The sequence below is a fragment of the Shinella oryzae genome, from assembly GCF_023038235.1.
In the GTDB taxonomy this organism is placed as follows: Bacteria; Pseudomonadota; Alphaproteobacteria; order Rhizobiales; family Rhizobiaceae; genus Shinella; species Shinella sumterensis.
The window spans coordinates 654109-677167 of record NZ_CP081988.1 but is presented as its reverse complement, the minus strand read 5'-3'; the positions used below and the strand labels follow the sequence as shown (position 1 = coordinate 677167).

22 protein-coding genes are annotated in these 23059 nt (G+C 61.8%); 16 read left to right on the top strand and 6 right to left on the bottom strand.

From position 1 onward, the window contains the following. Position 1 precedes the first annotated feature (1 nt). From K6301_RS19295 to K6301_RS19280, 4 genes are all read left to right on the top strand, one after another. Positions 2 to 1369 carry an MmgE/PrpD family protein gene (locus K6301_RS19295; RefSeq protein ID WP_247222172.1) on the top strand — a complete coding sequence of 456 codons (1368 nt, stop codon included), beginning with the start codon at positions 2 to 4 and terminating at the stop codon, positions 1367 to 1369. Further along, a complete protein-coding gene (locus K6301_RS19290) occupies positions 1369 to 1968 on the top strand; it encodes a glutathione S-transferase family protein (RefSeq protein WP_247222171.1) in 600 nt (199 codons plus the stop codon). Before K6301_RS19295 ends, K6301_RS19290 begins: the two co-directional genes overlap by 1 nt. Before the next feature lie 76 nt (positions 1969 to 2044). Further along, on the top strand, positions 2045 to 2227 hold the full coding sequence (locus K6301_RS19285; RefSeq protein WP_247222170.1) for a hypothetical protein: 183 nt from the start codon (positions 2045 to 2047) through the stop codon (positions 2225 to 2227). A gap of 35 nt (positions 2228 to 2262) precedes the next feature. Next, positions 2263 to 3333 (top strand): AbrB family transcriptional regulator, encoded by a 1071-nt coding sequence (locus K6301_RS19280; protein WP_247222169.1) that lies wholly within the window; start codon positions 2263 to 2265, stop codon positions 3331 to 3333. Positions 3334 to 3411: 78 nt separating this feature from the next. Here K6301_RS19280 and K6301_RS19275 read toward each other — a convergent pair whose 3' ends face one another. From K6301_RS19275 to K6301_RS19260, 4 genes are all read right to left on the bottom strand, one after another. Beyond that, positions 3412 to 4188 carry an ABC transporter permease gene (locus K6301_RS19275; protein WP_247222167.1) on the bottom strand — a complete coding sequence of 259 codons (777 nt, stop codon included), beginning with the start codon at positions 4186 to 4188 and terminating at the stop codon, positions 3412 to 3414. Next, the gene (locus K6301_RS19270; protein ID WP_167718809.1) at positions 4175 to 4942 is read right to left on the bottom strand and encodes an ABC transporter ATP-binding protein; all 768 of its coding nucleotides are present in this window, start codon (positions 4940 to 4942) and stop codon (positions 4175 to 4177) included. Before K6301_RS19270 ends, K6301_RS19275 begins: the two co-directional genes overlap by 14 nt. Positions 4943 to 5007: 65 nt before the next feature. Then, positions 5008 to 6009 (bottom strand): ABC transporter substrate-binding protein, encoded by a 1002-nt coding sequence (locus tag K6301_RS19265; protein WP_247222165.1) that lies wholly within the window; start codon positions 6007 to 6009, stop codon positions 5008 to 5010. 40 nt (positions 6010 to 6049) lie between these two features. After that, a complete protein-coding gene (locus K6301_RS19260; RefSeq protein WP_247222164.1) occupies positions 6050 to 7132 on the bottom strand; it encodes a 4-oxalomesaconate tautomerase in 1083 nt (360 codons plus the stop codon). A gap of 105 nt (positions 7133 to 7237) precedes the next feature. Between K6301_RS19260 and K6301_RS19255 the strand changes: the two genes are divergently transcribed. From K6301_RS19255 to K6301_RS19200, 12 genes are all read left to right on the top strand, one after another. Further along, the gene (locus K6301_RS19255) at positions 7238 to 8134 is read left to right on the top strand and encodes a LysR family transcriptional regulator (RefSeq protein ID WP_247222162.1); all 897 of its coding nucleotides are present in this window, start codon (positions 7238 to 7240) and stop codon (positions 8132 to 8134) included. A gap of 348 nt (positions 8135 to 8482) precedes the next feature. Beyond that, positions 8483 to 9838 (top strand): NAD(P)/FAD-dependent oxidoreductase, encoded by a 1356-nt coding sequence (locus tag K6301_RS19250; protein WP_247222160.1) that lies wholly within the window; start codon positions 8483 to 8485, stop codon positions 9836 to 9838. Between the two features lie 109 nt (positions 9839 to 9947). Beyond that, a complete protein-coding gene (locus K6301_RS19245) occupies positions 9948 to 10796 on the top strand; it encodes an IclR family transcriptional regulator (RefSeq protein WP_247222159.1) in 849 nt (282 codons plus the stop codon). A gap of 17 nt (positions 10797 to 10813) precedes the next feature. Further along, on the top strand, positions 10814 to 11167 hold the full coding sequence (locus K6301_RS19240) for a RidA family protein (RefSeq protein WP_247222158.1): 354 nt from the start codon (positions 10814 to 10816) through the stop codon (positions 11165 to 11167). Between the two features lie 54 nt (positions 11168 to 11221). Next, on the top strand, positions 11222 to 12232 hold the full coding sequence (locus tag K6301_RS19235) for an ABC transporter substrate-binding protein (protein WP_247222157.1): 1011 nt from the start codon (positions 11222 to 11224) through the stop codon (positions 12230 to 12232). Between the two features lie 68 nt (positions 12233 to 12300). Beyond that, positions 12301 to 13191: an ABC transporter permease gene (locus K6301_RS19230; protein WP_247222156.1), complete on the top strand. Its 891-nt coding sequence runs from the start codon at positions 12301 to 12303 to the stop codon at positions 13189 to 13191. A gap of 1 nt (position 13192) precedes the next feature. Next, complete coding sequence (locus tag K6301_RS19225; protein ID WP_160870396.1) at positions 13193 to 13972, top strand: ABC transporter permease; 780 nt, start codon at positions 13193 to 13195, stop codon at positions 13970 to 13972. After that, positions 13969 to 15075: an ABC transporter ATP-binding protein gene (locus K6301_RS19220; RefSeq protein ID WP_247222155.1), complete on the top strand. Its 1107-nt coding sequence runs from the start codon at positions 13969 to 13971 to the stop codon at positions 15073 to 15075. The genes K6301_RS19225 and K6301_RS19220 overlap by 4 nt, the downstream gene beginning before the upstream one ends. Positions 15076 to 15095: 20 nt before the next feature. Beyond that, a complete protein-coding gene (locus K6301_RS19215; RefSeq protein WP_247222154.1) occupies positions 15096 to 16562 on the top strand; it encodes a 2Fe-2S iron-sulfur cluster-binding protein in 1467 nt (488 codons plus the stop codon). Next, entirely contained in the window at positions 16559 to 17716 is a 1158-nt protein-coding gene (locus tag K6301_RS19210) for an NAD(P)/FAD-dependent oxidoreductase (RefSeq protein ID WP_247222152.1), read from the top strand. Before K6301_RS19215 ends, K6301_RS19210 begins: the two co-directional genes overlap by 4 nt. A gap of 44 nt (positions 17717 to 17760) precedes the next feature. Beyond that, complete coding sequence (locus tag K6301_RS19205) at positions 17761 to 19188, top strand: aldehyde dehydrogenase family protein (RefSeq protein ID WP_247222150.1); 1428 nt, start codon at positions 17761 to 17763, stop codon at positions 19186 to 19188. A gap of 281 nt (positions 19189 to 19469) precedes the next feature. After that, positions 19470 to 20375: a homocysteine S-methyltransferase family protein gene (locus K6301_RS19200; protein ID WP_247222149.1), complete on the top strand. Its 906-nt coding sequence runs from the start codon at positions 19470 to 19472 to the stop codon at positions 20373 to 20375. A gap of 103 nt (positions 20376 to 20478) precedes the next feature. Here K6301_RS19200 and K6301_RS19195 read toward each other — a convergent pair whose 3' ends face one another. Both K6301_RS19195 and K6301_RS19190 read right to left on the bottom strand, forming a co-directional pair. Next, complete coding sequence (locus K6301_RS19195; protein WP_247222148.1) at positions 20479 to 21318, bottom strand: alkaline phosphatase family protein; 840 nt, start codon at positions 21316 to 21318, stop codon at positions 20479 to 20481. A gap of 58 nt (positions 21319 to 21376) precedes the next feature. Further along, entirely contained in the window at positions 21377 to 22960 is a 1584-nt protein-coding gene (locus K6301_RS19190; protein ID WP_247222147.1) for an ABC transporter substrate-binding protein, read from the bottom strand. Between the last annotated feature and the right edge of the window lie 99 nt (positions 22961 to 23059).

The window sequence follows — 23059 nt, the reverse complement described above, 5'->3', positions numbered from 1 at the left end:
CATGAGTTTTGCACGCGAACTTTCCCGCCGGGCGCTTTCGATCCGCCTTGAAACTGTCCCCGAGGAAGCCGTTCACATCGGGCGCCGCGCCTTTGCCGATACGGTCGGTGTTGCGCTGGCCGGTGCCGATGCGCCCTATCTCGATGCGCTGGATGCGGTGCTTGAATGCGATGCGGCACCGGGCCAGGTAACGCTGTGGGGCAGACGCGGGCGTCGCGCTTCGATGCTGCATGCCGCGCTCGTCAACGGCACCGCGGCGCATGCGCTTGATTTTGACGATTGCTCGACCACGATGGGCGGGCATCCCTCGGCTCCCGTCGTGCCCGTCGTATTGGGATTGGCCGAGGCGCTCGACTTGCCCGCCGGCAAGGCGCTCGAAGCCTGGATCACCGGTGTCGAGGTCGAAACCCGTCTGGCGCGGGGTCTGCTTCCGCATCATTACGAGAAGGGCTGGCACCCGACCGCGACGCTCGGGGTCTTCGGTGCTGCCGCCGCCGCCAGCCGCATGTTCGACTTCGATGAGGAGCAGATGGCAACCGCTCTTGCCGTCGCGGTTTCGATGGCCTCAGGCCTGAAATCGAATTTCGGCACGCCTGTGAAGCCGCTGCATGTCGGCCAGGCCGCACACAACGGCATCATGGCCGCCCTTGTCACACGTCGCGGGATGACCGCGAACCTCGAGGCCTTCGAGCACAATTACGGATTCTTCAACCTGTTCAACGGCCCGGGCACCTATGACGCCGACGCCATCCTGGAGGGTTGGGACGGCCAACTGGAAGTGTTGCAGCCCGGCATTGCGATCAAACAGCATCCTTGCTGCGGAAGCGCCCATTCGGCCATCGACGCCGCTTTGCGCATCGTCGCGCGGGAAGGCCTCCTCGCGGCCGACGCCATTGAGACGATCGAGACCCGCACGCACGAACGTCGCCTTGCGCATACCAACCGGCCCGAGCCACGCTCGGGGCTGGATGCGAAGTTCAGTGTCCAGTTCCTGACCGCCAAGGCGCTGACGGCAGGCCGGATTCGCCTCGGTGATTTCGAGGATGCGCATTTCCTGACATCGGACGTCGCGTCGCTGCTGCCGCGTATAACCGCCCGCGCGCATCGGGATGCCGATGCCTATCGTGGCGACGTGCGCGTGGTGATGAAGGACGGCCGTGTCTTCGAGGACGGCGCATCCACCAACTTCGGCCGCGGCCCGGCCAATCCGATGTCGGATGACGAGCTTTGCGACAAGTTCGTCGATTGCGCCGCAGCGAGCCTCGGCGATAAGGATGCGGGAGACGTCTATCGCGCCTTCCTCGCGCTCGACGCCGACACACCCATCGGGCCGCTCATGGCCCGGCTTTCCGGTAAGGGAGACGCATAATGCTGACTGTTTACGGGCGCCCGAACTCTTCCAACAGCGCCAAGGTGTTCTGGCTGCTGGACGAACTCGGCCTGGATTACGATCTCGTCCTCACGGGGCGCGGCTTCGGCGCCACGGACACGCCGGAATTCCGGGCGATGAATCCGTTCGGAAAGGTGCCGGTACTGCGCGACGACGAGGCGGTCGTCTGGGAATCCAACGCGGTACTCCGGTATCTGGCAGGCCGATACGGGCCGACGGAACTGTGGCCCCAGGATCATGCACAACGCAGCATGGTGGACCGGTGGATGGACTGGGCCTCGCTTTCCTTGACGCCGCCGCTGACGCGACTGCGCAAGGCCCGTTCGGCCGGGCGGTCCGGTGATGGAGACCTGCCGGCTGTGCTCGCGGCGGTCACGGCCATGGACGAGTTGCTGGCGGGTTCGCGCTTTCTTGCCGGCGACGCCTTGTCGCTCGCCGATATCGTTGCGGCGCCCTCCGTCTACCGTTGGTTCCGGCTGCCCGAGGCGGGTGAGGGGTACGCCAACCTGGCGGCCTACGCCGAACGGCTCGCCGAAGGGCCAGGCTACCGTCGCCATATCCGCGACGCGTTGAGCTGATCCGCCTGCATTGAAGGCCTTTGTCGCAGCATTCCATCGGGCAGGACACGCGCATGCCCCATAGGAGGACTTTGCATTGTCGCAACGCGCCATACCGCTTCTTCTCTTCCGTGGCAGGACCTCCGCAGGGCCGTGTTTCCGCATGGACGTCCTGCCGCTGAACCACCATAGGCTGGCGGACGTGGGAATCGCAGCCGGAATCATGCGCAAGGCGCGACTGCTCGCGCTCGGTGCGGTGATGGTGCCGCGTGACGTCTGACCATAGGGAAAGGTGGGTGCAGGGAGATGATTGACATGGTGACCAGCTTCCTTCGCTCCGTGCTGTCATGGCGTATCGCGTTGACGCTTGCCCTCGCGGCAGCCGGCGGCTGGCTCTTTTATCGGCTCCATCTGCCTTTGCCGTGGATGTTGGGTGGAATGACCGTGACAATGCTTGCCGCATTGTCGGGTGCGCCTCTTGCCCGGACGCGGCCAATCCGTCCGCCCTTCGCGGCCATTCTCGGCGTCATGCTCGGATCGGCTTTCCAGCCGTCTGCCTTCACGGAGATCGGCACATTGCTGATGCTCGTCGGGGCGATCACGTCGACCACCATTCTATGCGGATTTGCCGGTTATCAGTACCTGCGCCGCGTCGCGGGTTTCGATCGCATCACAGCCTATTTCGCGGGGATGCCGGCCGGTTTGCAGGAGATGGCCTTGCAGGGCGGGCTTGCAGGCGGTGACGAGCGGCGGATTGCGCTGATACACGGCACGCGCATTTTCCTTCTGGTCATGGTGGTGCCGCTCGCCTTTGCGGCGCTGTTTCACGTCGATTCGCAATCGAGCCGGATTTTCCAGCACGGCGCATCCGATCTTGCCGTTGCAGACTGGCTCTGGCTTGTCGGCGCCGGCGCGGTCGGGTGGTGGATTGCACGATGGTTCGGTATTCCGAATGCGCCCGTCATCGGGCCGTTGCTTCTAAGCGCTGCCATCCATCTCGGCGGGGCCTCCACCGCCGCACCGCCGCCCGGCAGCATCGTGCTTGCCCAGCTTATCCTCGGGTCGTCCCTCGGCTCCAACTTCATCGGCACGAACTGGTCGCTGCTGTGGCACTCGCTGCGCCATGGCCTTTGCCTCCTTCCGATCCTGGTCAGCATATGCCTGGGCGCGGCCATGCTCATCGCGCCGCTCGCCGGTCTCGATCGCAGCGTCCTCTTCCTTTCACTGGCGCCGGGCGGCACCACCGAGATGTCGCTTATCGCCCTCGCGCTGCATGCCAATGTGGCGCTCGTCACCTCCAGCCAATTGGTGCGGATCCTCCTGGTCAATGTCGGCGCCGTCTGGCTCTTCCGCAGACGAGGCAAGGCGCTTTTGGCGCAGAGCTGACAGGCTCTGCTCGCGTCCCTTCAAAAGAAAATGGGCGGCACAAGGCCGCCCATAGACTGGATGTTCCGGTAATTTCGCTCAGGCCGGGCGTTCTTCGCCGGCCTTGGGGCGCCAGGTGATCAGGCGCTTTTCGGCGACGTCGAGAAGCAAGTCGATGATCAGGACGAACACCGCGAGGATGATAATCCCGGCGAAGACGCCAACCGCATCGAAGTTGCCTTCCGCACGGGCGATCAGGTAGCCGAGGCCGGCGGAAGCGCCGAGATACTCGCCGATGATCGCGCCGACGACCGCAAAGCCCACGGAGGTGCGCAGCGACGACAGGATCCAGCTGGCTGCCGCCGGGAAGTAGACATGGCGGAGCAGATCGGAGCGCCGTGCGCCGAGAATGCGCGTGTTGGACAGCACGACCGGGTTGACTTCGCGTACGCCCTGCATGGCGTTGAAGAACGTCACGAAGAACACGAGCGTCACGGCCAGCGCGACCTTCGACCAAAGGCCGAGGCCGAGCCAGAGCACGAAGATCGGTGCGAGCACGACGCGTGGAATGGCGTTGATGGCCTTGATGAACGGATCGAGGATGCGGGCCGTGAAGGGGCTCAGGCCAAGCCAGACACCTGCGGCGACGCCGAGGCCAGTACCGATCAGGTAGCCGAGCACGGTTTCGCTGAGCGTGATGCCGACATGCTTGTAGAAGCCGGGATCGATGACCCAGGTGATAACCTGCTGGACGATGTCGAGGGGAGCTGGGAAGAAGAAGCGGTCGATGACGCCGGTCGTCACGCCGAGCTGCCAGCCACCAAGGATCACGGCCAGAAGCGTGATCTGGATGAGACGTACGTTAACGGCTTGCATAGGACTTCTCCACTTCGCCCCTGAGCGACGCCCAGATGTCGCGGTAAAGGGTCATGAACTTCGGGTCGAGCTTGATTTCGGAGACGTTTCTCGGACGTTCGAGATCCACGCCGAAGCTTTCGATGACGCGGCTGCGCGGACCTGCCGCCAGCACGACGACGCGGTCGCCGAGCGCAATGGCTTCCTCGAGGTCATGGGTGATCATGACGACAGCGCGGCGGTCTTCCTGCCACAGGCGCAGCAGTTCGTTCTGCATCAGGTGGCGCGTATGGATGTCGAGCGCGGAGAAGGGCTCGTCCATGAGGATGACCTTGGGTTCGGTAATCAGCGCCTGCGCCATCTGGACACGTTTGCGCTGGCCGCCCGAAAGCTGGTGCGGGAAGCGGCCTTCGAAGCCCTTCAGGCCGACCTTCTCCAGCCATGCCATGACCTTGACGCGGCGCTCTTCGACGGGCACGCCGCGAAACATCAAGCCGAGCTCGACGTTCTGGAACGCCGTCTTCCAGGGCAGGAGGGCATCCTGCTGGAAGAGATAGCCGATGTTGTTCTGAACGCTCTTGACCTGTGCGCCGTCGATGGAAACTTGGCCTTTCGCCGGCTTAAGAAGGCCCGCGATGGCGTTGAGGATGGTGGACTTGCCGCACCCGGTCGGCCCGACGATCGACAGGAACTCGCCGTTTCCAACGGTGAGGTTGACGTTCTCGACTGCGACGAACGACCCGAACGCCATCGTGACGTCGTCGATCGTGACCATCGGGGGCAGACCGGGCTGCGGCACAGCCTCGATTTTAGCTGCTGCAATAGACATGATGGTTTTCCTTAGTTCTTGGCGGGCTGGCCTGCAGCCTCGACGAACTTGTTCGTGTAGGTCGCGTCCAGATCGATGGTGGCGTTGCCGACGCTTTCGTTGAAGCTCTTCAGCACGGCCAGCGGGGTTTCCAGATCGGCCGGAACGAACTTGCCGTCCTCGGAGAAGATCGCCTTGGCGTTCTCGACGGCCTTGATATACGTCTGCTTGTCGCCGGACACGAAGTCCTCCGGCAGCTTGGCGACGATTTCCTCGGCCGAATGATCCTTCATCCAGTGCAGCGCCTTGAGCGTCGCATTGGTTACCTTCTGAATGACCTGCGGGTTGGCCTCCATATAGTCCTGGTTCGCATAGAGCACGGACGTCGGATAGATGCCGCCGTAGACGGCTTTTGCGCCCTCGTCGCTGCGGGCGTCGATCAGGATCTTGCCGAGACCGCGCTCGACGACGATCGTCGCGGCCGGGTCGTAGTTGACCAGAAGGTCGATCTTGCCCTGCTGGAGTGCGGCGACCGCGGCAGCACCCGAACCGACGCCGATGATCGAGATGTCATCGTCGGTCAGGCCGTGCTGCTTGAGATAGTAGCGGATGAAGAAGTCGGACGACGAACCCGGCGCGGTGATGCCGACATTCTTGCCCTTGATCGTTTCCGGCTTGGCCGGGTCGAAATCCGTGTCGTTCTTGCCGGCGAGCACGAGGCCGGAATTGCGTGCGAGCTGGATGAAGCCGATGACGTGCTTGCCCTGCGCCTGCATCTGGATCGTGTGGTCGTAAAAACCGACGGCGACGTCGGTCGAGCCGGCAACCAGCGCCTGAAGCACCTTCGAACCGCCCTGGGCGAAGTTCTCGATCGTCACGTCGAGACCTTCTTCCTTGTAGAAGCCGAGGCTTTCGGCAACCGGGAAGGGCAGGTTGTTCAGGTTATAGGAGCCGACGCTCATACGAACGGAATCGGCGTGGGCGGCAGTGGTCAGGGCGAGCACAGCGGCAGTCGCCAGAAGTAGTTTGCGCATGAATTTCCTCCGTTAATGCTCCGGTCCTCACCAGAGCGCGTTAAGCAGCGTGATCCACACGCTCTTTGGGCTTTGCGAAGGCATAACCTTCGAAAAGTCGTCTTGCGGTCCTCACCAGGCCCGCGACAGTGGCCCCGTTTCGTATCTCCAGTTGGACGTCGATGCGTCCGCCGGGGTGTTCGATACGAATCAGGGCCGGCAGTTCCGTAGCGCCGGCAATCGACGAAGCGACGGTACCCATGCTGGCCACTGCCGTTGCGATGCCGACAGCGCCGGTGGTCGCGAGAGCAGGATGGCAATCATTCGGCATGAAATAGCGGACGGACAGCGTGCCGCCTTTTCGCGGCGCCGAAAGGATGACCGGTTTCGGGATCACCATATCCGATACGTCGCCCATGCCCATCAAGCGCCCGGCCTCCGTACGGATGGATGCCAGCTTCGCGATCAATTCACTGTTGGCCGACAGGGAGGCGGCATCTTCGTAACCGGTGACACCAACGTCTTCCGCGCGCATCAGAACCATCGGAATGGCGCAATCGATCGACGTCACGGGTATGCCCTGGATGATATCCGAAGGATTTCCCGTGGGAAACAGTTTGCCCGTCTTGGCGCCGGCCGCGTCAAGAAAGGTGAGGGCGATCGGCGCCGCCAGCCCCGGAACGCCGTCGATCGACGCGTCGCCGAGATAGATCACCTCGCCGTTGCGGGTCGGCACCTTGGCCTCGATGATCTTCTTGGTGTTGACGTTGTGAATGCGCACGAGCGTGCTCGTTCCGGTGGCCTGGACAAGCCCGGCTTCGATTGCGAAGGGCCCGACGGCTGCAAGCATGTTGCCGCAGTTCGGCGAATAGTCGACCATCTGCCTGTCGGTTCGCACCTGAGCGAAGAGATAATCGACATCCGCCCCATCCACGCTGGCGGGACCGATGATGGCGACCTTCGACGTTACAGGATTTCCGCCGCCGATCCCGTCGATCTGGAGAGGGTGACCGGAGCCCATGATGGACAGGAGTACGGCATCGCGCTGTTCTCTGTCGGCAGGCAGATCGGAAGCAAGAAAGAACGGACCGCGCGACGTGCCTCCGCGCATCAGGACGCATGGAATGCGTATCAGATCGTTCATTTCCTCACCTCAATATTGCGTAACCCGGATTAATCGGGTGTCTTGTTGCAATATGCGAAATGTGGGATAGCTGTGAAATGCAATGTTTGAAGGGATTGATGCGCCATGAGCATAAATTGCGAGATTTTTGATCTGCGTGCTTTTCAGGCGGTCGTCGATCTCGAAAGCTTTCACCGCGCTGCCGAGGCCCTTCATATTTCGCAGCCCGCATTGACGCGGCGCATCCAGAAACTGGAACAATCCATTGGCGCGCCGCTGCTCGATCGCACCACCCGGCACGTTGCGCCGACGGCGACCGGACAGGAACTGCTGCCGCTTGTGCGCCGCATGCTGGAGGAGTTCGACGGGTCGCTTTTCGCTCTCAAGGAGGGCGGCTCCCAGCGCCGCGGGCTCATCACGATGGCGTGTGTACCCACCGCCGCGTTTTATTTTTTGCCAACGGTCATCAAGACATTCGGCAACGATTACCCGCACATAAGGCTGCGCATCCGCGATCTCACCGCCAATGAAGGTCTGCAGGCCGTCGCGCGCGGAGAAGTCGAGTTCGGCATCAACTTGATGGGAAATTCGGATCCGGACCTGTCGTTCGAGCCGCTCATCGACGACCCGTTCGTGCTGGCGATGCGCAAGGACCATCCGCTTGCCGAATTCGATCAGGTCCATTGGCGCCAGCTCGACGGCTATCCCCTGGTGGTGGTCGACCGCTCCAGCGGCAACAGGGCGCTTCTGGATGGCGCGCTTGCCAAACACAATCTTCGCCTCAACTGGTTCTACGAGGTGACGCATCTGAACACGTCGCTCGGCCTGGTCGAAGCCGGGCTCGGCATCTCCGTCCTGCCGCGGCTTGCCACGCCCCAGGAGGAGCACCCCTATCTGGTGACCCGCCCGATCATCGACCCCGTCGTCACCAGAACCATCGGCATTGTCCGCCGCCGCAGCGCACCGCTTTCGCCTGCGGCTGAAAAATTCATCGAGGTCCTGCTAAACGTCTGGAAACGATGATTTTTTTGCGTATCGCGGAGGCGATATATAGTCTGGGCTCACGTGCGAGCCCAGCTTTCTGAAAGACCACCAAACTCCTGTTGACGGCGCTGTTTTCCGTATTCGGAACGCCCCTCTTATCGTCCATCGATAAGCGGTGGTTTGAGTGTCGACTCGTGTATTCAAAGCCATCTGACGGCCAGCACGATAATTCCGGGCGAGGAAATTGCCTGAGGGCACGAGGGTCATTCCCGGGGCACTCTGCGTACCCGCCAACAGCTTCAAAATTATCGATGTTGACAAATTGAAAAATTTACTTCGATATATGTTTATCGATATATAAATATCGCATAGCGATAGCAGGCCAGTATGTATGATCCTCTCGTTCACCCTTTTCCAGATCAGCAGCAGTCCAATCCGGACTCGTACTGGCTGAAGGTCAGCAGAAGCGAACCCGAGGATGATGGTGTCGTCGCAGAAGATTTGGATGCGGATGTCGCCATCATCGGTGGCGGCTACACGGGCCTGTCGGCGGCATTGGCTTTGGGGCGTGATTACGGGATCAAGGCCACTGTTCTCGAGGCACGGTCTTCTGCATGGGGATGCAGCGGACGGAATGGCAGCTTTGCCCGCATTTCCGGTGGGCGTGTGCCGTGGTCGACGTTGGTGAAGACATATGGTGCGGAGGTTGCCCGGGCCTATTTCGGGGAACTCCGGCAGGGCCTCGATACCGTTCGCTCTTTAATCGCGGATGGCGGCATCGACTGCGACAAGCAGCCGGACGGCGTCTATAAGGTCGCGACGTTTGCCAGCCATGCGGCTGCGCTGAAACGGGAAGAGGAACTTTACAACACGGTCCTCGGCTATTCCGCACGCTATGTCGATGCCGCGGACGTGCGTGGCATTCACGAGGGGCCGGAAAGTCATGGTGCTCTCTATCTGCCCGACGGGTTCTCCCTTGATCCCCTGAAATTTGCGCAGGGGGTTCATCGCATGGCGCGCAGCCATGGTGCACGCGTTCACACGAATTCTCCTGTCGTCGGCTGGACGACGCAGGATAATATGCACCATCTTTCCACACCCGGCGGAACCGTTCGCGCCAGACGGGTCATCGTTGCGACCAATGGCTACACGTCATCGCACCTGCATTCGAGACTGGCAGCCCGCGTACTGCCCGTTCATTCCCAGATCATCGTCACGGCGCCGATGACCCAAGCACAAGTCGATGCCAGCCTGCCTTCCGGCAGCTGCATGTTCGATACCCGTGGCCTGCTCTTCTACTATCGCCGTCTCCCCGACAATCGCATGCTGTTCGGCGGACGCAGCGCGATTTCGGGTGCGGACGCGGCGGCGCCCCGTCACCGGCAATATCTCTACGAGGCGATGACGCGCAAGTTTCCGGCGCTTGCCGGGATAGCGGTAGAGAACTGGTGGGGTGGGTGGGTCGCGGTCACCCGTAATTCCCTGCCGTTCTGCTATCAGGTCCCTGGTCTCGGCGATGTCTTCACCGCCGGTGGTTATGCGGGCAGCGGCGTCTCCTTCTCCATTCACCTTGGTACGAAGCTGGCGATGATGGCGGCCGGCAAGCCGTTCGAGACGGGTGCGACATTCCTGACCCGGGAACCGGAGCGCTATCCGTTCGCGTCGTTCATCCGGCTTGGCCAGTGGATGGCCTATCGCTGGCTGCATGCCAAGGACGCGCGTGAAGCGCGCCGGGCAGGTTGAGCATGATCGGCGGCTTTACAGAGCAGCGTCGCGCGAATTCGGTTCGGTCCAACGCGGACGGACAAACCACCCATCGCCATCGCATCGTGACAGCGGGGAGGGGAGTGCTATGACTGCAGGTCTCTCCAACCTGACGCGATTGGCTACCATGACTGAAGCTGAAGATTCACCCCTCTACGTCACCGCCCTTGCCAAAGGCCTTTCCGTTCTGACAGCCTTCGGTCCGTCACGGCCGGCGATGAACCTCCTGGAACTCGCGGATGCCACCGGCCTGAACAAGAGCACCATTCAGCGTTCCGTGTTCACGCTGGAAGCGCTCGGCTACCTCGCGCGTGACGGCGGCTCCAAGCGATACCGGCTGACGGTCAAGTCGCTGGAAATGGGGACCGGCTACCTCCAGACCGCGGAATTGGTGGAGAGGGCCAACCCCTTCATCCAGCAGCTGAACCGCCAGACGGGCGAGAGCTGTAACCTGCTGGAGCCATGGGAAACGGACATGGTGTATGTAGCCCGGTTCACAAGCCACAAGGAAATGCCGATCCATGTTCCGATCGGTCAACGTCTTCCAATGTACTGCACGGCGGCAGGCCGAGCCTATCTCTCGGCGCTGCCGAAAGAGGCGGCGAGCGCATACATAGAGCGGTCAAAAAGGACAGCGTTCACCGCTCACACCGTGACGGATCCCGGCGCTCTGATGGCGTTGCTGCAGCGCGCCCATACCGACGGTTTTTCCCTCATTACCGAAGAGATTTACGTCGGCGACATCGCTGTCGGCGCCTGCATCGTCAACGCGGATGGCCAGCCGCTTGCCGCGATCAACATCTCCGTGCCGTTCAGCCGGTGGCGGCCGGAACAGGTCCTGTCGGATCTCGCCCCCCAGCTCGTGAATACGGCGCGGGCCATTTCGAGTGCCGCGAAGGGGCTGAAGCCCGCCGGCACAATCAAGCAACAAACGTAGTTTCGTAAGGAGACCGAATGTCCATCCAACGCTTTGAACCGAACGGCAAGCGCCTGAGCCATGTGCTCGTTCACAACGGTATCGCCTATGTTACCGGGCAGGTGCCGGCCGATCGCAATCAGGATGTCGCCGGCCAGACCGAACAGGTTCTGGCGCGCATTGACGAGCTTCTCGCCAAGGCCGGAACCGACAAGTCCAAGATCCTCTTCGCACAGGTCTGGCTGAAGCACGTCGTCACGGATTTCGCGGCGATGAACAAGGCCTGGGAAGACTGGATTCCGGAAACCGCGCTGCCGGCTCGTGCAACCGTCGAAGCCAATCTCGCGGCGGAGAACATTCTCGTCGAGATCGCAGTCCATGCGGCTGTGTAACATTCAAGCGCATTCACAATCGAAGAATTCCAAGCAAAGGATGGGGAACTGAACATGCGTACTATTCTTGCAATGACTGCCATGGCGACGCTTCTCGCCGGTACGATCGCCAACGCTGCTGATACGACACTGACGATCTCGAGCTATGGCGGCGTCTACCAGGAGGCCCAGTCGAAATCCTATTTCCAGCCCTTTATGGCTGAGAATCCGGGTATCAAGATCGTCGAAGACAGCTCGTCGAGCAACGCCAAGCTCAAGGCAATGGTGGAAACCGGCAACGTCACGCTGGACCTCGTCGTAACCGATGACAGTTTCGGCCTCGACAGCGATGCGCAGTGGCTGGAGCCCATCGATTATTCTGTAGTCGACAAGTCCAAGTTTATTGAAGGTGCTGCCGGCACGTATCGCGTGGCGGCCGATATCGAAGGGACCGTGCTTGCCTATAATGCCGAAGAATTCGGCGGCGAGGCGCCGAAGGGTTTTGCGGACTTCTTCAATACCGAGAAGTTTCCCGGCTCGCGCGCGGTTTGGAAATATGCGGCGTCGGGCATTTTTGAAGCCGCTCTTATTGCCGATGGCGTGAAGCCTGAGGATCTTTATCCGATCGATGTCGAGCGTGCGCTCAAGAAGCTCGATACGATCAAGGAGGATCTCGTCTGGTGGGAAAGCGGTTCGCAGTCCGAACAGCTTCTTTCCAGCGGCGAGGCGAGCATGGCGCTCGTCTGGGTCGGCCGTGCCGTCAACGTTGCGGAGAAGGGCATCAAGATCGACTGGACCAATTGGACGTCGCAGACCGGATACTGGGTCGTGCCCAAGGGCACGAAGAACAAGGAAGCGGCGATGAAGGCGATCAATTTCTTCACCGAGCCGACCCAGCAGATCGCCTTCACGAAGTACATGCCCTACGGCCCGTCCAACAAGAACGCGTTGGCTTCTGTTGATGCCAAGTTCAAGGGCAGCCTGCCGACGGACCACCTCGACACGCGCGTCATGATGAATGCTGACTGGTGGGCCGAAAACGGCGCCAAGGTCGACCTGCGCTTCCAGGAATGGCTTCTTCAGTAACGGATATGGCAGGGACCTGCCCGCGAAAGCGGGCGGGTCCAGGCACAACCTCGTATTTCGGGTTTAAGATGAACGTCTCAGCTCAGGATGGCGGCGCGCCGGCATCAGCGCGTGCACCATGGTCGCTTCGTGTGCCATCAGCGTTCTGGCTGATTGCACCGGCGGTCCTGTTTCTCGCGCTCTTCTTCGTATTCCCCTTGCTGAAGCTCGTCGCGATCTCGCTGCCGGGCGGAAGTCTGGAATACTACGAGCAGATCTTCACGACCCCGGTCTTCCTGCGGGTGATCGGTGAGACTTTTCGGGTGTCGCTCATCGTGACGTTTGTCACCGTCGCGGTGGCCTATCCCTATGCCTACGCCATGGCGCACGGCGGACGCACGGTTCTCCTGCTCCTCACCGTGGCGTTGCTCATTCCGTTCTGGGTGAGCCTGCTGCTGCGCAGCTTCTCCTGGATCGTGCTGCTTCAGAACAGCGGACTCATTAATGATTTCCTGATCGCTATGGGTCTGATCGAGAAGCCCGTTCGCCTGATACGCACACCCTTCGGCGTGATGATCGGTATGGTCCACATTCTCCTGCCCTATGCCGTCCTGCCGCTCTATACCGTCATGAAGAAGATCGATCTGCGTTTGATGGAAGCCTCTTCCATCTGCGGCGCTAGCTGGCTCAAGGGGTTCATGCGGATCTATTTCCCGCTGTCTCTGCCGGGTGTGGCCGCATCCGCCATTCTCGCCTTCACACTTGCTTTGGGCTTCTACATCACGCCCGCACTTCTCGGCAGTCCGCGAGACATGATGATCGCGCAGATGATCGCCGGGCAATTCAACGAGCAGCTTAACTTTGGCCTCGGCGCCGCGCTCGCCGTTGTCCTCATGGTTCTAACGGCCGTTGCCTTCGGGCTGTTTGGCGCCGCGCGTGCTGCGCTCCAGTCGCGTGGCCGCGCGAAGGGTGGGGTGTGACATGGATCGTCTGAGACGCGCGCTCTTCTGGCTCATCGTCAGCCTCACGGCCTTGTTCCTGCTTTTGCCCACGCTGATCATCGTGCCGATGTCGTTCACGACCACCACCACACTGGAGTTCCCTCCTGTTGGCTTCACGCTGGACTGGTATGGCAAGGTCATCGGCGCGGCTGACTGGCAGAGCGCACTGATCAACAGCCTCGTCGTCGCGATTGCTGCGGCAGCGCTCGCGACTGTCGTCGGCACGGCGGCCGCCCTTGCACTGCACGCGCATCGCTTCCCGGGCAAGGCCGTCGTCATGGGACTGCTGCTGAGTCCGATGGTTACGCCGGTCATCGTGCTTGCCGTCGGCATGTACATGGTGTTTTCGGGATGGGGCCTCGTCGCCACGCGGCTCGGGCTGGTCCTGGCCCATACGGTGCTGGCGATCCCGTTTGTCGTCGTGTCCGTGCTGGCCAGCGCCGGGATGGTGAACCCCTCGCTGGTGCCCGCCAGCCTTGGTCTTGGCGCGAGCCGCTGGTTCACCTTCAGGCGCGTCACGCTGCCGCTCATCATGCCGGGCGTGCTTTCCGGTGCGGTGTTCGCGTTCATCACGTCGTGGGATGAGGTCGTCATTGCGCTTTTCCTTGCCGATGCACAGACCCGTACCGTGCCGATCATGATCTGGAACCAGGTCCGCACCAATCTCGATCCGGCAACGGCCGCCGTCGCGGCCATTCTCATTCTTCTATCGGCGCTCGGCGTCCTCCTTTCATATAAATTCAGGGACGCGAGATCATGAACGCTGTTCTCCAGAACAACGCCGCAACGGCAATGAAGCTCGAAGGCGTTTCGAAACTGTACGGCCCCGTGAAGGCCCTCGACAACGTATCCTTTGAGCTCAGGAAGGGCGAGTTCCTGACGATGCTCGGCCCGTCGGGTTCCGGCAAAACGACATCGCTGCGCGCAATTGCGGGCTTCATCCAGCCGACGGCCGGTCGTCTTCTGATCGACGGGCGTGACATGACCAGCGTTCCGCCGCAGAAGCGCAATATCGGCATGATGTTCCAGGATTACGCACTCTTCCCTCATATGACAGTGCTGGAGAACATCGGCTACCCTCTCGAAACGCGCGGCATCAAGCGTGCGGAGCGCGAGAAGCGCAGCATGGAAATGCTGGAGATCGTCGGTCTGGCTCATTGCGCGACACGCTATCCCAAAGAAATGTCCGGTGGCCAGCAGCAGCGCGTGGCGCTTGCACGCGCCCTTGTCTTCAAGCCCGATATCGTGCTGCTGGATGAGCCGATGGCGGCCCTCGACAAGAAGCTACGCGGGCAGATGCAGATCGAAATCATGCATATTACCCGGCAGGTCGGCGCGACCGTGGTCTCCGTCACGCATGACCAGGAAGAAGCCCTGGTTATGAGCGACCGGATCGCCATCTTCAAGGATGGCCGCCTTGAGCAGATCGGTAGTCCGCACGAGCTCTATCAGCAGCCACGTTCCGAGTTCGTGGCGGATTTCATCGGCGAGGCGAACCTCCTGCGCGGCAAAACCCGCGTGACGCCGGACGGCATGGTCGTCGAAGGCGACGGTTGGAATGTCAGCCTGCCGAAGGGCGATCCGCAGGGGCAAACTCTCACGGCGACGAACACAGCTTGCGTTGTCCTTCGTCCGGAGCGCATCCGCGCTGTTGCGGCCGGATCGCCGGGAGGCAATGTCGGCGAAGGTGTGATCGAAGACAAGATTTACCTGGGCGTTGAGTATCGACTGGTCGTGCGCATGAACGACGGTGGCAAGGTCAATGTTCGTAGCCGTGACGTCGCCGTCATTGCCGGCATGAAGGCGGGAGACAGGATCGGCATGGCCTGGGCCCCCGACGATATCGTCATCATCGCTGCATGAAGAGACGGGCAGGCAAAGAGATGGATCGAGATAGCCGTCAACCTGCGGTGACCTTTTTCTGGAACGGCACGTCCGTCATCGGGCAGCGCGGGGATACTGTTGCGGCTGCGCTGTGGCGAGCGGGCATTACCACGCTCGCCCGCTCGCGGAAGGTCCATCGCCCGTTGGGCTTTAGCGGTTCCTACCCGACCGGTGTGCTGGCGCGCGTCAACGGCCGACCGAATGTGCGCCTCGATCAGTTATCCGTCGAGACAGGGCTTGTCGTCGAAATGCAGAACACGTGGCCGTCGCCGCGTTTCGATGTTCTTCGTCTGGCGCAGGCCTTGCCGGCCAAACTCGTCTACGGCGGGTTCGAGCATGGCGCGTGGATGCCGAAAAGTGGTCTGGCCTATCGTCTTGCGGAACGGGCAATGGCAAACCTTGCCGGTGTCGCACGCCCTGCGGACGTTGCCACTGTGCCGGCAGTCGTCCCCGGTGAACGTTTGGAGGTGGACTGCCTTGTCGTGGGTGGCGGTCCTGCCGGGATTGCCGAAGCCAACAGGCGCGTCGCGCTTGGTCAGACGGTGGCGCTCGTTACCCGCGGCGAGAGCCTTGCCCGGTTCGCCACGTCCATGGGAGCGGCCCTAGAGGAACTGAACTCCGATGTGCGCCTCTTTTCCGGCATGGAACTCTTCGGCGCCTATCGCGACGGCGCCCTTATGGTCGCGGCGCCGCATGACCACCGTCGCGGCGCCGTCGCCTTCCTTCCGAAGGAGACAGTACTTGCGACGGGACGCCGTTCAATCCCGCCGTTGGTAAGGGGCAGCCAGCTGCCGGGTGTGTTCGATGCTCACTCCGCCCTGCAACTGGCCGCCGTTCACCGCGTCAAGCCGGGTGAGCGCGTCGCGGTCGTTGGCACGGGAGCGGAGGTGGACGTAGCAGAAAAGCTGATCGCGCTTGGTGTAGATGTGGTCCACCGCGGCCCGGTCTCAGACCTCATCGAAATTTCGGGGCGCCGCCGCGTGACGGGCGTCCGCGCCGATGCGCACATCCGGTGCGACGCGGTCGTGCATGCCGGATCCTGGCGGGCCGATCCTAGCCTCGGTTTCCAGACCGCTGGCGAGGGCCTTTACCAGGTGCAGGCCCGCCCTCTGCCGCACTCAGTGTCCATCGCAGGCGCCGCCTCGCGGGGCGATGAGCGCATCCACGCGTCACGGCATGTGCATCCAGACACGTTGATCTGCCCGTGCATGGACGTGACGGCCGGCGAGCTCTACAGCCATATCGACGCCGGCGAGACGGATCCGGAGGTCCTGAAGCGGTTGACCTCATGCGGCATGGGAACCTGCCAGGGTTTCCCCTGCTGGGACAGCATGCTTGCTTTGCTCGCGGCTCGCGTGGGTGCAGAACCCGAAGTGTTTGCCCGTCCGACCCACCGGCCACCGCGCCGTTCGATTACCGTCGCGCAGGCCGCGGGTCTCGCCTCATTGGTGGAGCCTGACAGATGAACACGTTGCCGTTTCCCAAACGGGCATCCGTCGTCATCATCGGCGGCGGCGTTCAGGGCCTTTCCGTTGCTTTCAACCTCGTCGAGCAGGGCCAGAAGGACATCCTGGTGCTTGACGCCGGCTATTGGCAGGGCGGCGCTTCCGGCCGCAACGGCACGCTCATCCGTCCCGGCTTCGCATCCGTGGCGTGGACGGAGCTTTTCGTTCTGACGGTCAATGAATGGCGCAGCTGGTCCAGGCGGCTGGGCGAAAACGTCATGTTCACGCAGCGCGGTTACTCGGTGGTTTCAGAAACCGAAAAGAGTGAGGCCATGCTGCGCGAAGGGTTGAAGGTGCAGCAGAGCCTTGGCGTCAACAGCTGGATGTTGTCGCGCCGCGAGATCGATGACCTGCTTCCCGCAATCAACAAATCCCGCGTGCAGGCAGTACAACATCAGCCGGATGGCGGCGTGGCACCTCACCACGCGGTGATGAAGGGCTTGTTGGCCTTCTGCCAGCGCAACGGCGTGGACGTTCGTTACCGCACCGCGATTTCCGGTCTGGAGCGTACGGGCTCACGCGTCAGCGCGGTGCTCGTGGGCGATCACCGGATCGAGGCCGATTGCGTGGTCTCTTGTGCTGGCCCGAACAACCCCGATATCGCGGCTATGGCTGAGGTTTCCCTGAACGGCTTCGGCATGCGCATCGAAGCGATGGCGCTCGAACCGACACGCCCGCTCATCAAGCCTGCGATCGCCCTGATCGATAGCCTCGCCTATTTCCACCAGACCTCGCGCGGTGAGGTGGTGGGCGGCACGGAGGTGCCGGAGAGGCCGCGTATGTCGTTGAAGGTGGACCTGCCCGTCATGGCCAACATGGCGAAGGTCTATCTGGAGATTTTTCCCCAGCTTGGCGAGGTGCGCATCCTGCGCCACTGGGCGGGGCAGTTCCATGCATCGACTGACTATGCGCCGCTCATGGGCGAGCATCCTGATCTCAAGGATCTCTGGTTTTCGGCCGGGTGGTCCTACGGGTTTGCCGGCGCGCCTGCGGCCGGCCGGCTGCTGGCGGAAGCCATTGCCAAGGGCCGCATCGATCACCGCATGAAACCGTTCGCGCTCGACCGGTTCGAGACGACGGGGCCGATCGTCGAAGGCGGCATCGTCCTTGCGTGAGATACCGCAAAACGCGTTGAAACAATAACAGGAAGGACAGCTCGATGAGCCATCACGAAGAATTCTACATCAATGGCGAATGGGTATCGCCGGTTTCGCCGAAGACGCTCGACGTCATCAATCCGGCAACCGAAGAGGCTTTTACCCGCATCTCCGTCGGTTCCGCCGCCGATGTGGACAAGGCTGTCGCCGCCGCAAAGACGGCCTTCGAGACCTTTTCGCGGACGACGCCCGCCGAACGGCTTGCCCTTCTGAAGCGCATCCATGAAGTCTATCTCGAGCGCTTCGAGGATATCGCACGGGCCGTATCGGCTGAAATGGGCGCACCATTGGCCTTCGCTAGGGATGCGCAGGCCTGGTCGGGCCGTGGACATCTCGAATCCACCATCAAGGCCTTCGAGACCTACGAATTCAGCGAAAAGCGCGGCACGACGACGGTCGTCAAGGAGCCGATCGGGGTATGCGCGCTCATCACGCCCTGGAACTGGCCGCTCAACCAGATCGTCTGCAAGGTGGCTCCGGCGATCGCGGCAGGGTGCACCGTCGTTTTGAAGCCTTCTGAGATCGCGCCGATTTCCGGCATCGTCTTCGCAGAGGTCATGCATGAGGCGGGCGTGCCGAAGGGCGTGTTCAATCTGGTGAACGGCACAGGTCCGGATGTCGGCCAGGTCATGGCCTCCCATCCCGATGTCGACATGGTGTCCTTCACCGGCTCCACCAGAGCCGGCATCATCGTCGCGAAGGCGGCAGCCGATACGGTGAAGCGTGTCGCGCAGGAGCTGGGCGGCAAGTCGGCGAACATCATCCTGCCCGACGCGGATTTCGAAACGGCCGTCACCAAGGGCGTGCGCGGTTGCTTCAGCAACACCGGGCAGTCCTGCGACGCGCCGACACGCATGCTTGTTCCGCGTGATCGCCACGATGAAGCACTTGCAATCGCAAAGATCACGGCGGAAGAATTCCGCACCGGCGACCCGAATTCGGAGGATACGAATCTCGGCCCCGTCGTAAGCGACGTGCAGTTCGGCAAGATCCAGGGCCTGATCGAGAAAGGCATCGAAGAGGGTGCGACCCTTGTGACCGGCGGTCTCGGCCGCCCCGACGGCCTCAATCGCGGCTACTATGTCCGGCCGACGGTTTTCGGCAATGTCACACCCGATATGACCATCGCGCGCGAGGAAATCTTCGGACCTGTTCTCTCCATCATCTCCTACGAGGATGAGGAAGACGCAATCCGCATCGCAAACGATACCGTCTACGGTCTCGCTGCCTACGTCCAGTCGACCGATATCGAACGCGCCCGCCGGGTGGCATCGCGCATGCGCGCCGGTTCGGTCTATCTCAACTATCCGGCATGGGACACGATGGCCTCGTTCGGTGGCTACAAGCAATCCGGAAACGGCCGCGAATATGCCGATTTCGGCATCCACGATTTCCTGGAGATCAAGAGCATCGTCGGTTTCGGCGATTGATAATCGAGGAGGCACGGGACGTCCCGTGCCTGCATTACGTCTTTGATTCGCAGTGACGATAAAAGGTCCTCTTGCGATCCGAGACGCTCCGCTCTTCGGGAAAAGCCGTAACATCGAGGCTAGCGGCGGCTTGCCTTCGAGCACATCGTCGCGATTTGCCATATCCATCCCGGCTTACTAAAACGGCCGGTACCGTCGGCTTTCATGGATATGTTCGCTGCGGCCAACTGCATCGAGGTCACGCCGACCTGCATCGCTGATGCCGGACCTGGGAGAAAAACATGACATCAATCACGATCCTCGACGGCGGCATGAGCCGTGAACTGGTGCGTCTCGGCGCGACGCTCCGGCAACCCGAATGGTCGGCGCTGGCCCTCATGGAAAGCCCTGATATCGTTCGGCGCGTGCATGAGGAGTTCATCGCGGCGGGCTCCGATGTGATTACGACCAACAGTTATGCGCTGGTGCCATTTCATATCGGCGAGACCCGTTTTCGCGAGGATGGCAGGCGCCTGATCGCTCTTGCGGGACAGTTGGCGCGCGAGGCGGCGGATGCCGCCGGCGACGGCCGGGTCCGTGTCGCCGGCTCGCTGCCGCCGATCTTCGGCTCCTACGAACCGCAACTGTTCCAACCGGACCGTGTGCACGACTACCTCTCCGTTCTCGTAGAGGAGCTGGATGCATCGGTTGACGTGTTTCTGGGAGAAACCCTCAGCTTGATTGCAGAGGCCGAAGCGGTCCAGCGGGCCATCGCTCCGACTGCAAAGCCGTTCTGGATTTCTTTCACGCTGCAGGACGACCCCGGGGCCGAGGCGCGGCCGCCCGTCTTGCGCTCAGGTGAAAGTGTCGAAGAGGCAGCGCGCTGGATAGCCGGCTCGAATGCCGCCGCCCTCTTGTTCAATTGCAGCCGTCCAGAAGTGATGCGAAACGCCATCGCCGTGGCAAGCAGTGTCCTCGCGGAATCCGGCCGGACCGTTCCGCTCGGCGTCTATGCCAACGCGTTCACGACGGACGAAGACGGGGCGGCGAACGAAACGCTCCACGCCATTCGTGACGATCTTTCGGACGATCGCTATTCAAGCTTCGCCTGTGATTGGGCGGAAAGCGGTGCCACGATGATCGGCGGCTGCTGTGGTGTCGGCGCAGCCCACATCCATCGCGTGAAGCAGCGCTTATCGGCGGATTGAAGAGCCGAACCGCACCCGTCTCCCATTGCTTCACGGTCGCCGGCGGTCAACCGACGCCAGGGATGGCCAGACCGGATTCCGCTCGATCCAGGTTGGAGATATTTTATTCGAGAAAACCGGCGTGCGTCATGCTCGTGGGCACCGCGACGCCGAGGCGTGCCAGGATCGTCGGTGCGACCTGCAACTGGTTGAGCAGCGTATCGTCGGGTGGGCCTTCGCCGCCGCCGAACCAGTAGAAAGCGAAGTCCTGCATTTCCGGGTCATGTCCACCATGATGGCCGCGATCGGTCTGGCCGTGATCCGCCGTCACGATGACCTCGTAACCGTTCTTGCGCCAGCGCGGCAGGAAGGCGGCAAGCTGTGCGTCGATGGCGAAACAGGCATGATCCATCTGCGAGCAGTCGTGCCCGTAGCGATGCCCCATGCTGTCGAGCGTACAGGTGTGCAGGATGCCGTAATCGATCTGGTGGCGTTCGGTCAGCATTGTCAGCGTCGCGAACAGGTCGAGGTCGCTCGGCGTCATCTGGTTCTGATGGTTGTAGCCCGCCATGGTGTGAAACCGGCCATGATGGATCGGACCTTCCGTGTCGTCGTACTCGATGTCCTCAACCATGTCGAAGGGCGCGCGGCGAAAGAAGGTCGACCAGAAGGAGTGCGTGACGGCGCCTGTCTTGCCGCCGGCCTTCGTCACCTCCGAGAAGATGTCCGGTTGTACCACGCGAAACAGCGTCTCGTTGGAGAGCACGCCATGCACCTGCGGCGGTACCCCCGTATGGATCGAGGCGTAGCAGGACGCGGAGGTGGAGGGCAGAACCGAACGCATGCGCCAGACGCGCGCCTCGCCGGCCTGGACCCAGCCTTCCAGGTTGCCCATGAGCCGGCGCGCGTTGCGCCACGGCTGTCCGTCGAGAATGATGAGCAGGAGTTTGTTGCGAAGCGGCATCATGTATCCCTGATAGTGAAGGACGCACCGCCCGAAGCGGTGCGCCACATGCGGTTCGTCAGGCGCTCAGCCAGCAACGCAACGGTGCATCGGCGTTCATGAGTTCACCGGCCGGATTGTCCTCCCAGCCGAGAATGTTCTCGCTGATGCCGTCGATGAAATCGTTGAACATCGGCGAAATGAGACCGCCTTCGTCACGCATCATTTCCGAGAGGTCGCGATACATCGCGCGCCGCTTCGTCTCGTCGAGTTCCGCGCGGGCGGCGACGACGAGCTTGTCGAAAGCCTCGTTCTTGAAGCGCGTGTCGTTCCAGTCCGCCGAAGAAATGTAGCCGGTGGAATACATCTGGTCCTGCGTCGGGCGGCCACCCCAATAGGAGGTGCAGAAGGGCTGGACATTCCAGACATTCGACCAGTATCCGTCACCGGGTTCGCGCTTCACATCGATCGTGATTCCGGCCTTCTTCGCGCTCTCCTGATAGAGAACCGCGGCATCGACGGCGCCGGGAAATGCGACTTCCGACGTGCGCAGCACGATCCCGCCGCTATGACCGGACTTCTTGAAATGGAAGGCTGCTTTTTCCGGATCGAAGGTCCGCTGTTCGATCTCCTCGAAGAGCGGATAGGCCTTGTTGATCGGCGTGTCGTTGCCGACGCTTCCGTAACCCATCAGGATACGATCGATCATCGTCTCGCGGTCCATGGCGTATTTCAGGGCGAGGCGCAGATCCTTGTTGTCGAACGGCGCCGTGTCGCAGAACATGTTGAAGGGATAGAAGCCACGCCCGGAGACGTTCTTGATCATCACCTTCTTCATGTTCTTGAGCAGGGCGACCGTTTTCGGCTCGATGCGATTGATCATGTGAACCTGGCCGCTTTGCATCGCGGCGATGCGGGCCGTCGCATCGTTGATGACGATGATCTCGACCTGCTCGGCAAAGCCCGCCGTTTCGCGCCCCCAGTAGTTTTCGAAACGTGTCGCGTTGTAGCGGACGCCTGGCTCGCTGCTGGCCAGTCTGTAAGGTCCGGTTCCGATCGCGGCCTCCGGATTGTCCTTTCCGCCATTCGGCTGGATGACCAGATGATAGTCGTTCATCAGGAAGGGCATATCGGCATTGGCTTCGCTGAGCGTGATGACGACGGCATCGCCGTCCGCCTTGATGGTCTGGATGCCCTTGAGAACGCCTAGCGCGCCGGACTTGGCGCTCTCGTCCGAATGCCGCTCGATCGTTGCCACGACGTCATCGGGCGTCAGCGTCTTGCCATCGTGGAACTGCACGTTTTTCCGGATCTTGAAGGTCCAGGTCCTGGCATCGGCGGAGGCCGTCCATTCTTCAGCGAGCACCGGGACCGGCGAGCCGTCCGGCGCCAGCCAAACGAGGGTTTCGCCCCACAGATGGTTCACCATGGCGCTGACCTGGTTTGTCGCCAAACCAGGGTCGAGGCTGTCCGTCGAGGCGCCGCCCTGCATGCCGACCTTGATCGTGCCGCCGCGCACCGGGCCTTCCGCTCGTGCGGCCGTGGACAGCAAGGATCCCGCTGCGGCAAGGCCCAGGCCGAGCACTGCGCTGCGGCCGAGAAAATCGCGCCGCGACATCCGGCCCTTTGCGACGAGCTTGGAAAGATAGGTCAGTTCATCCATCGATTTTTCCCCTGATACAGCGGTGCGCGTGCCGCGCGGCCGATCGTTTTCGGGGCGGATACTAAACGGCAAGATTACCGTGTATATGTCCAGAAATCG

Excerpts from the sequence above, each read along its gene's own strand:
- K6301_RS19295 (WP_247222172.1), top strand. The coding sequence starts at position 2 with ATGAGTTTTGCACGCGAACTTTCCCGCCGGGCGCTTTCGATCCGCCTT.
- K6301_RS19290 (WP_247222171.1), top strand. The coding sequence starts at position 1,369 with ATGCTGACTGTTTACGGGCGCCCGAACTCTTCCAACAGCGCCAAGGTG.
- K6301_RS19280 (WP_247222169.1), top strand. The coding sequence starts at position 2,263 with ATGGTGACCAGCTTCCTTCGCTCCGTGCTGTCATGGCGTATCGCGTTG.
- K6301_RS19275 (WP_247222167.1), bottom strand. The coding sequence starts at position 4,188 with ATGCAAGCCGTTAACGTACGTCTCATCCAGATCACGCTTCTGGCCGTG.
- K6301_RS19270 (WP_167718809.1), bottom strand. The coding sequence starts at position 4,942 with ATGGTCACGATCGACGACGTCACGATGGCGTTCGGGTCGTTCGTCGCA.
- K6301_RS19265 (WP_247222165.1), bottom strand. The coding sequence starts at position 6,009 with ATGCGCAAACTACTTCTGGCGACTGCCGCTGTGCTCGCCCTGACCACT.
- K6301_RS19260 (WP_247222164.1), bottom strand. The coding sequence starts at position 7,132 with ATGAACGATCTGATACGCATTCCATGCGTCCTGATGCGCGGAGGCACG.
- K6301_RS19255 (WP_247222162.1), top strand. The coding sequence starts at position 7,238 with ATGAGCATAAATTGCGAGATTTTTGATCTGCGTGCTTTTCAGGCGGTC.
- K6301_RS19250 (WP_247222160.1), top strand. The coding sequence starts at position 8,483 with ATGTATGATCCTCTCGTTCACCCTTTTCCAGATCAGCAGCAGTCCAAT.
- K6301_RS19245 (WP_247222159.1), top strand. The coding sequence starts at position 9,948 with ATGACTGCAGGTCTCTCCAACCTGACGCGATTGGCTACCATGACTGAA.
- K6301_RS19240 (WP_247222158.1), top strand. The coding sequence starts at position 10,814 with ATGTCCATCCAACGCTTTGAACCGAACGGCAAGCGCCTGAGCCATGTG.
- K6301_RS19235 (WP_247222157.1), top strand. The coding sequence starts at position 11,222 with ATGCGTACTATTCTTGCAATGACTGCCATGGCGACGCTTCTCGCCGGT.
- K6301_RS19230 (WP_247222156.1), top strand. The coding sequence starts at position 12,301 with ATGAACGTCTCAGCTCAGGATGGCGGCGCGCCGGCATCAGCGCGTGCA.
- K6301_RS19225 (WP_160870396.1), top strand. The coding sequence starts at position 13,193 with ATGGATCGTCTGAGACGCGCGCTCTTCTGGCTCATCGTCAGCCTCACG.
- K6301_RS19220 (WP_247222155.1), top strand. The coding sequence starts at position 13,969 with ATGAACGCTGTTCTCCAGAACAACGCCGCAACGGCAATGAAGCTCGAA.
- K6301_RS19215 (WP_247222154.1), top strand. The coding sequence starts at position 15,096 with ATGGATCGAGATAGCCGTCAACCTGCGGTGACCTTTTTCTGGAACGGC.
- K6301_RS19210 (WP_247222152.1), top strand. The coding sequence starts at position 16,559 with ATGAACACGTTGCCGTTTCCCAAACGGGCATCCGTCGTCATCATCGGC.
- K6301_RS19205 (WP_247222150.1), top strand. The coding sequence starts at position 17,761 with ATGAGCCATCACGAAGAATTCTACATCAATGGCGAATGGGTATCGCCG.
- K6301_RS19200 (WP_247222149.1), top strand. The coding sequence starts at position 19,470 with ATGACATCAATCACGATCCTCGACGGCGGCATGAGCCGTGAACTGGTG.
- K6301_RS19195 (WP_247222148.1), bottom strand. The coding sequence starts at position 21,318 with ATGCCGCTTCGCAACAAACTCCTGCTCATCATTCTCGACGGACAGCCG.
- K6301_RS19190 (WP_247222147.1), bottom strand. The coding sequence starts at position 22,960 with ATGGATGAACTGACCTATCTTTCCAAGCTCGTCGCAAAGGGCCGGATG.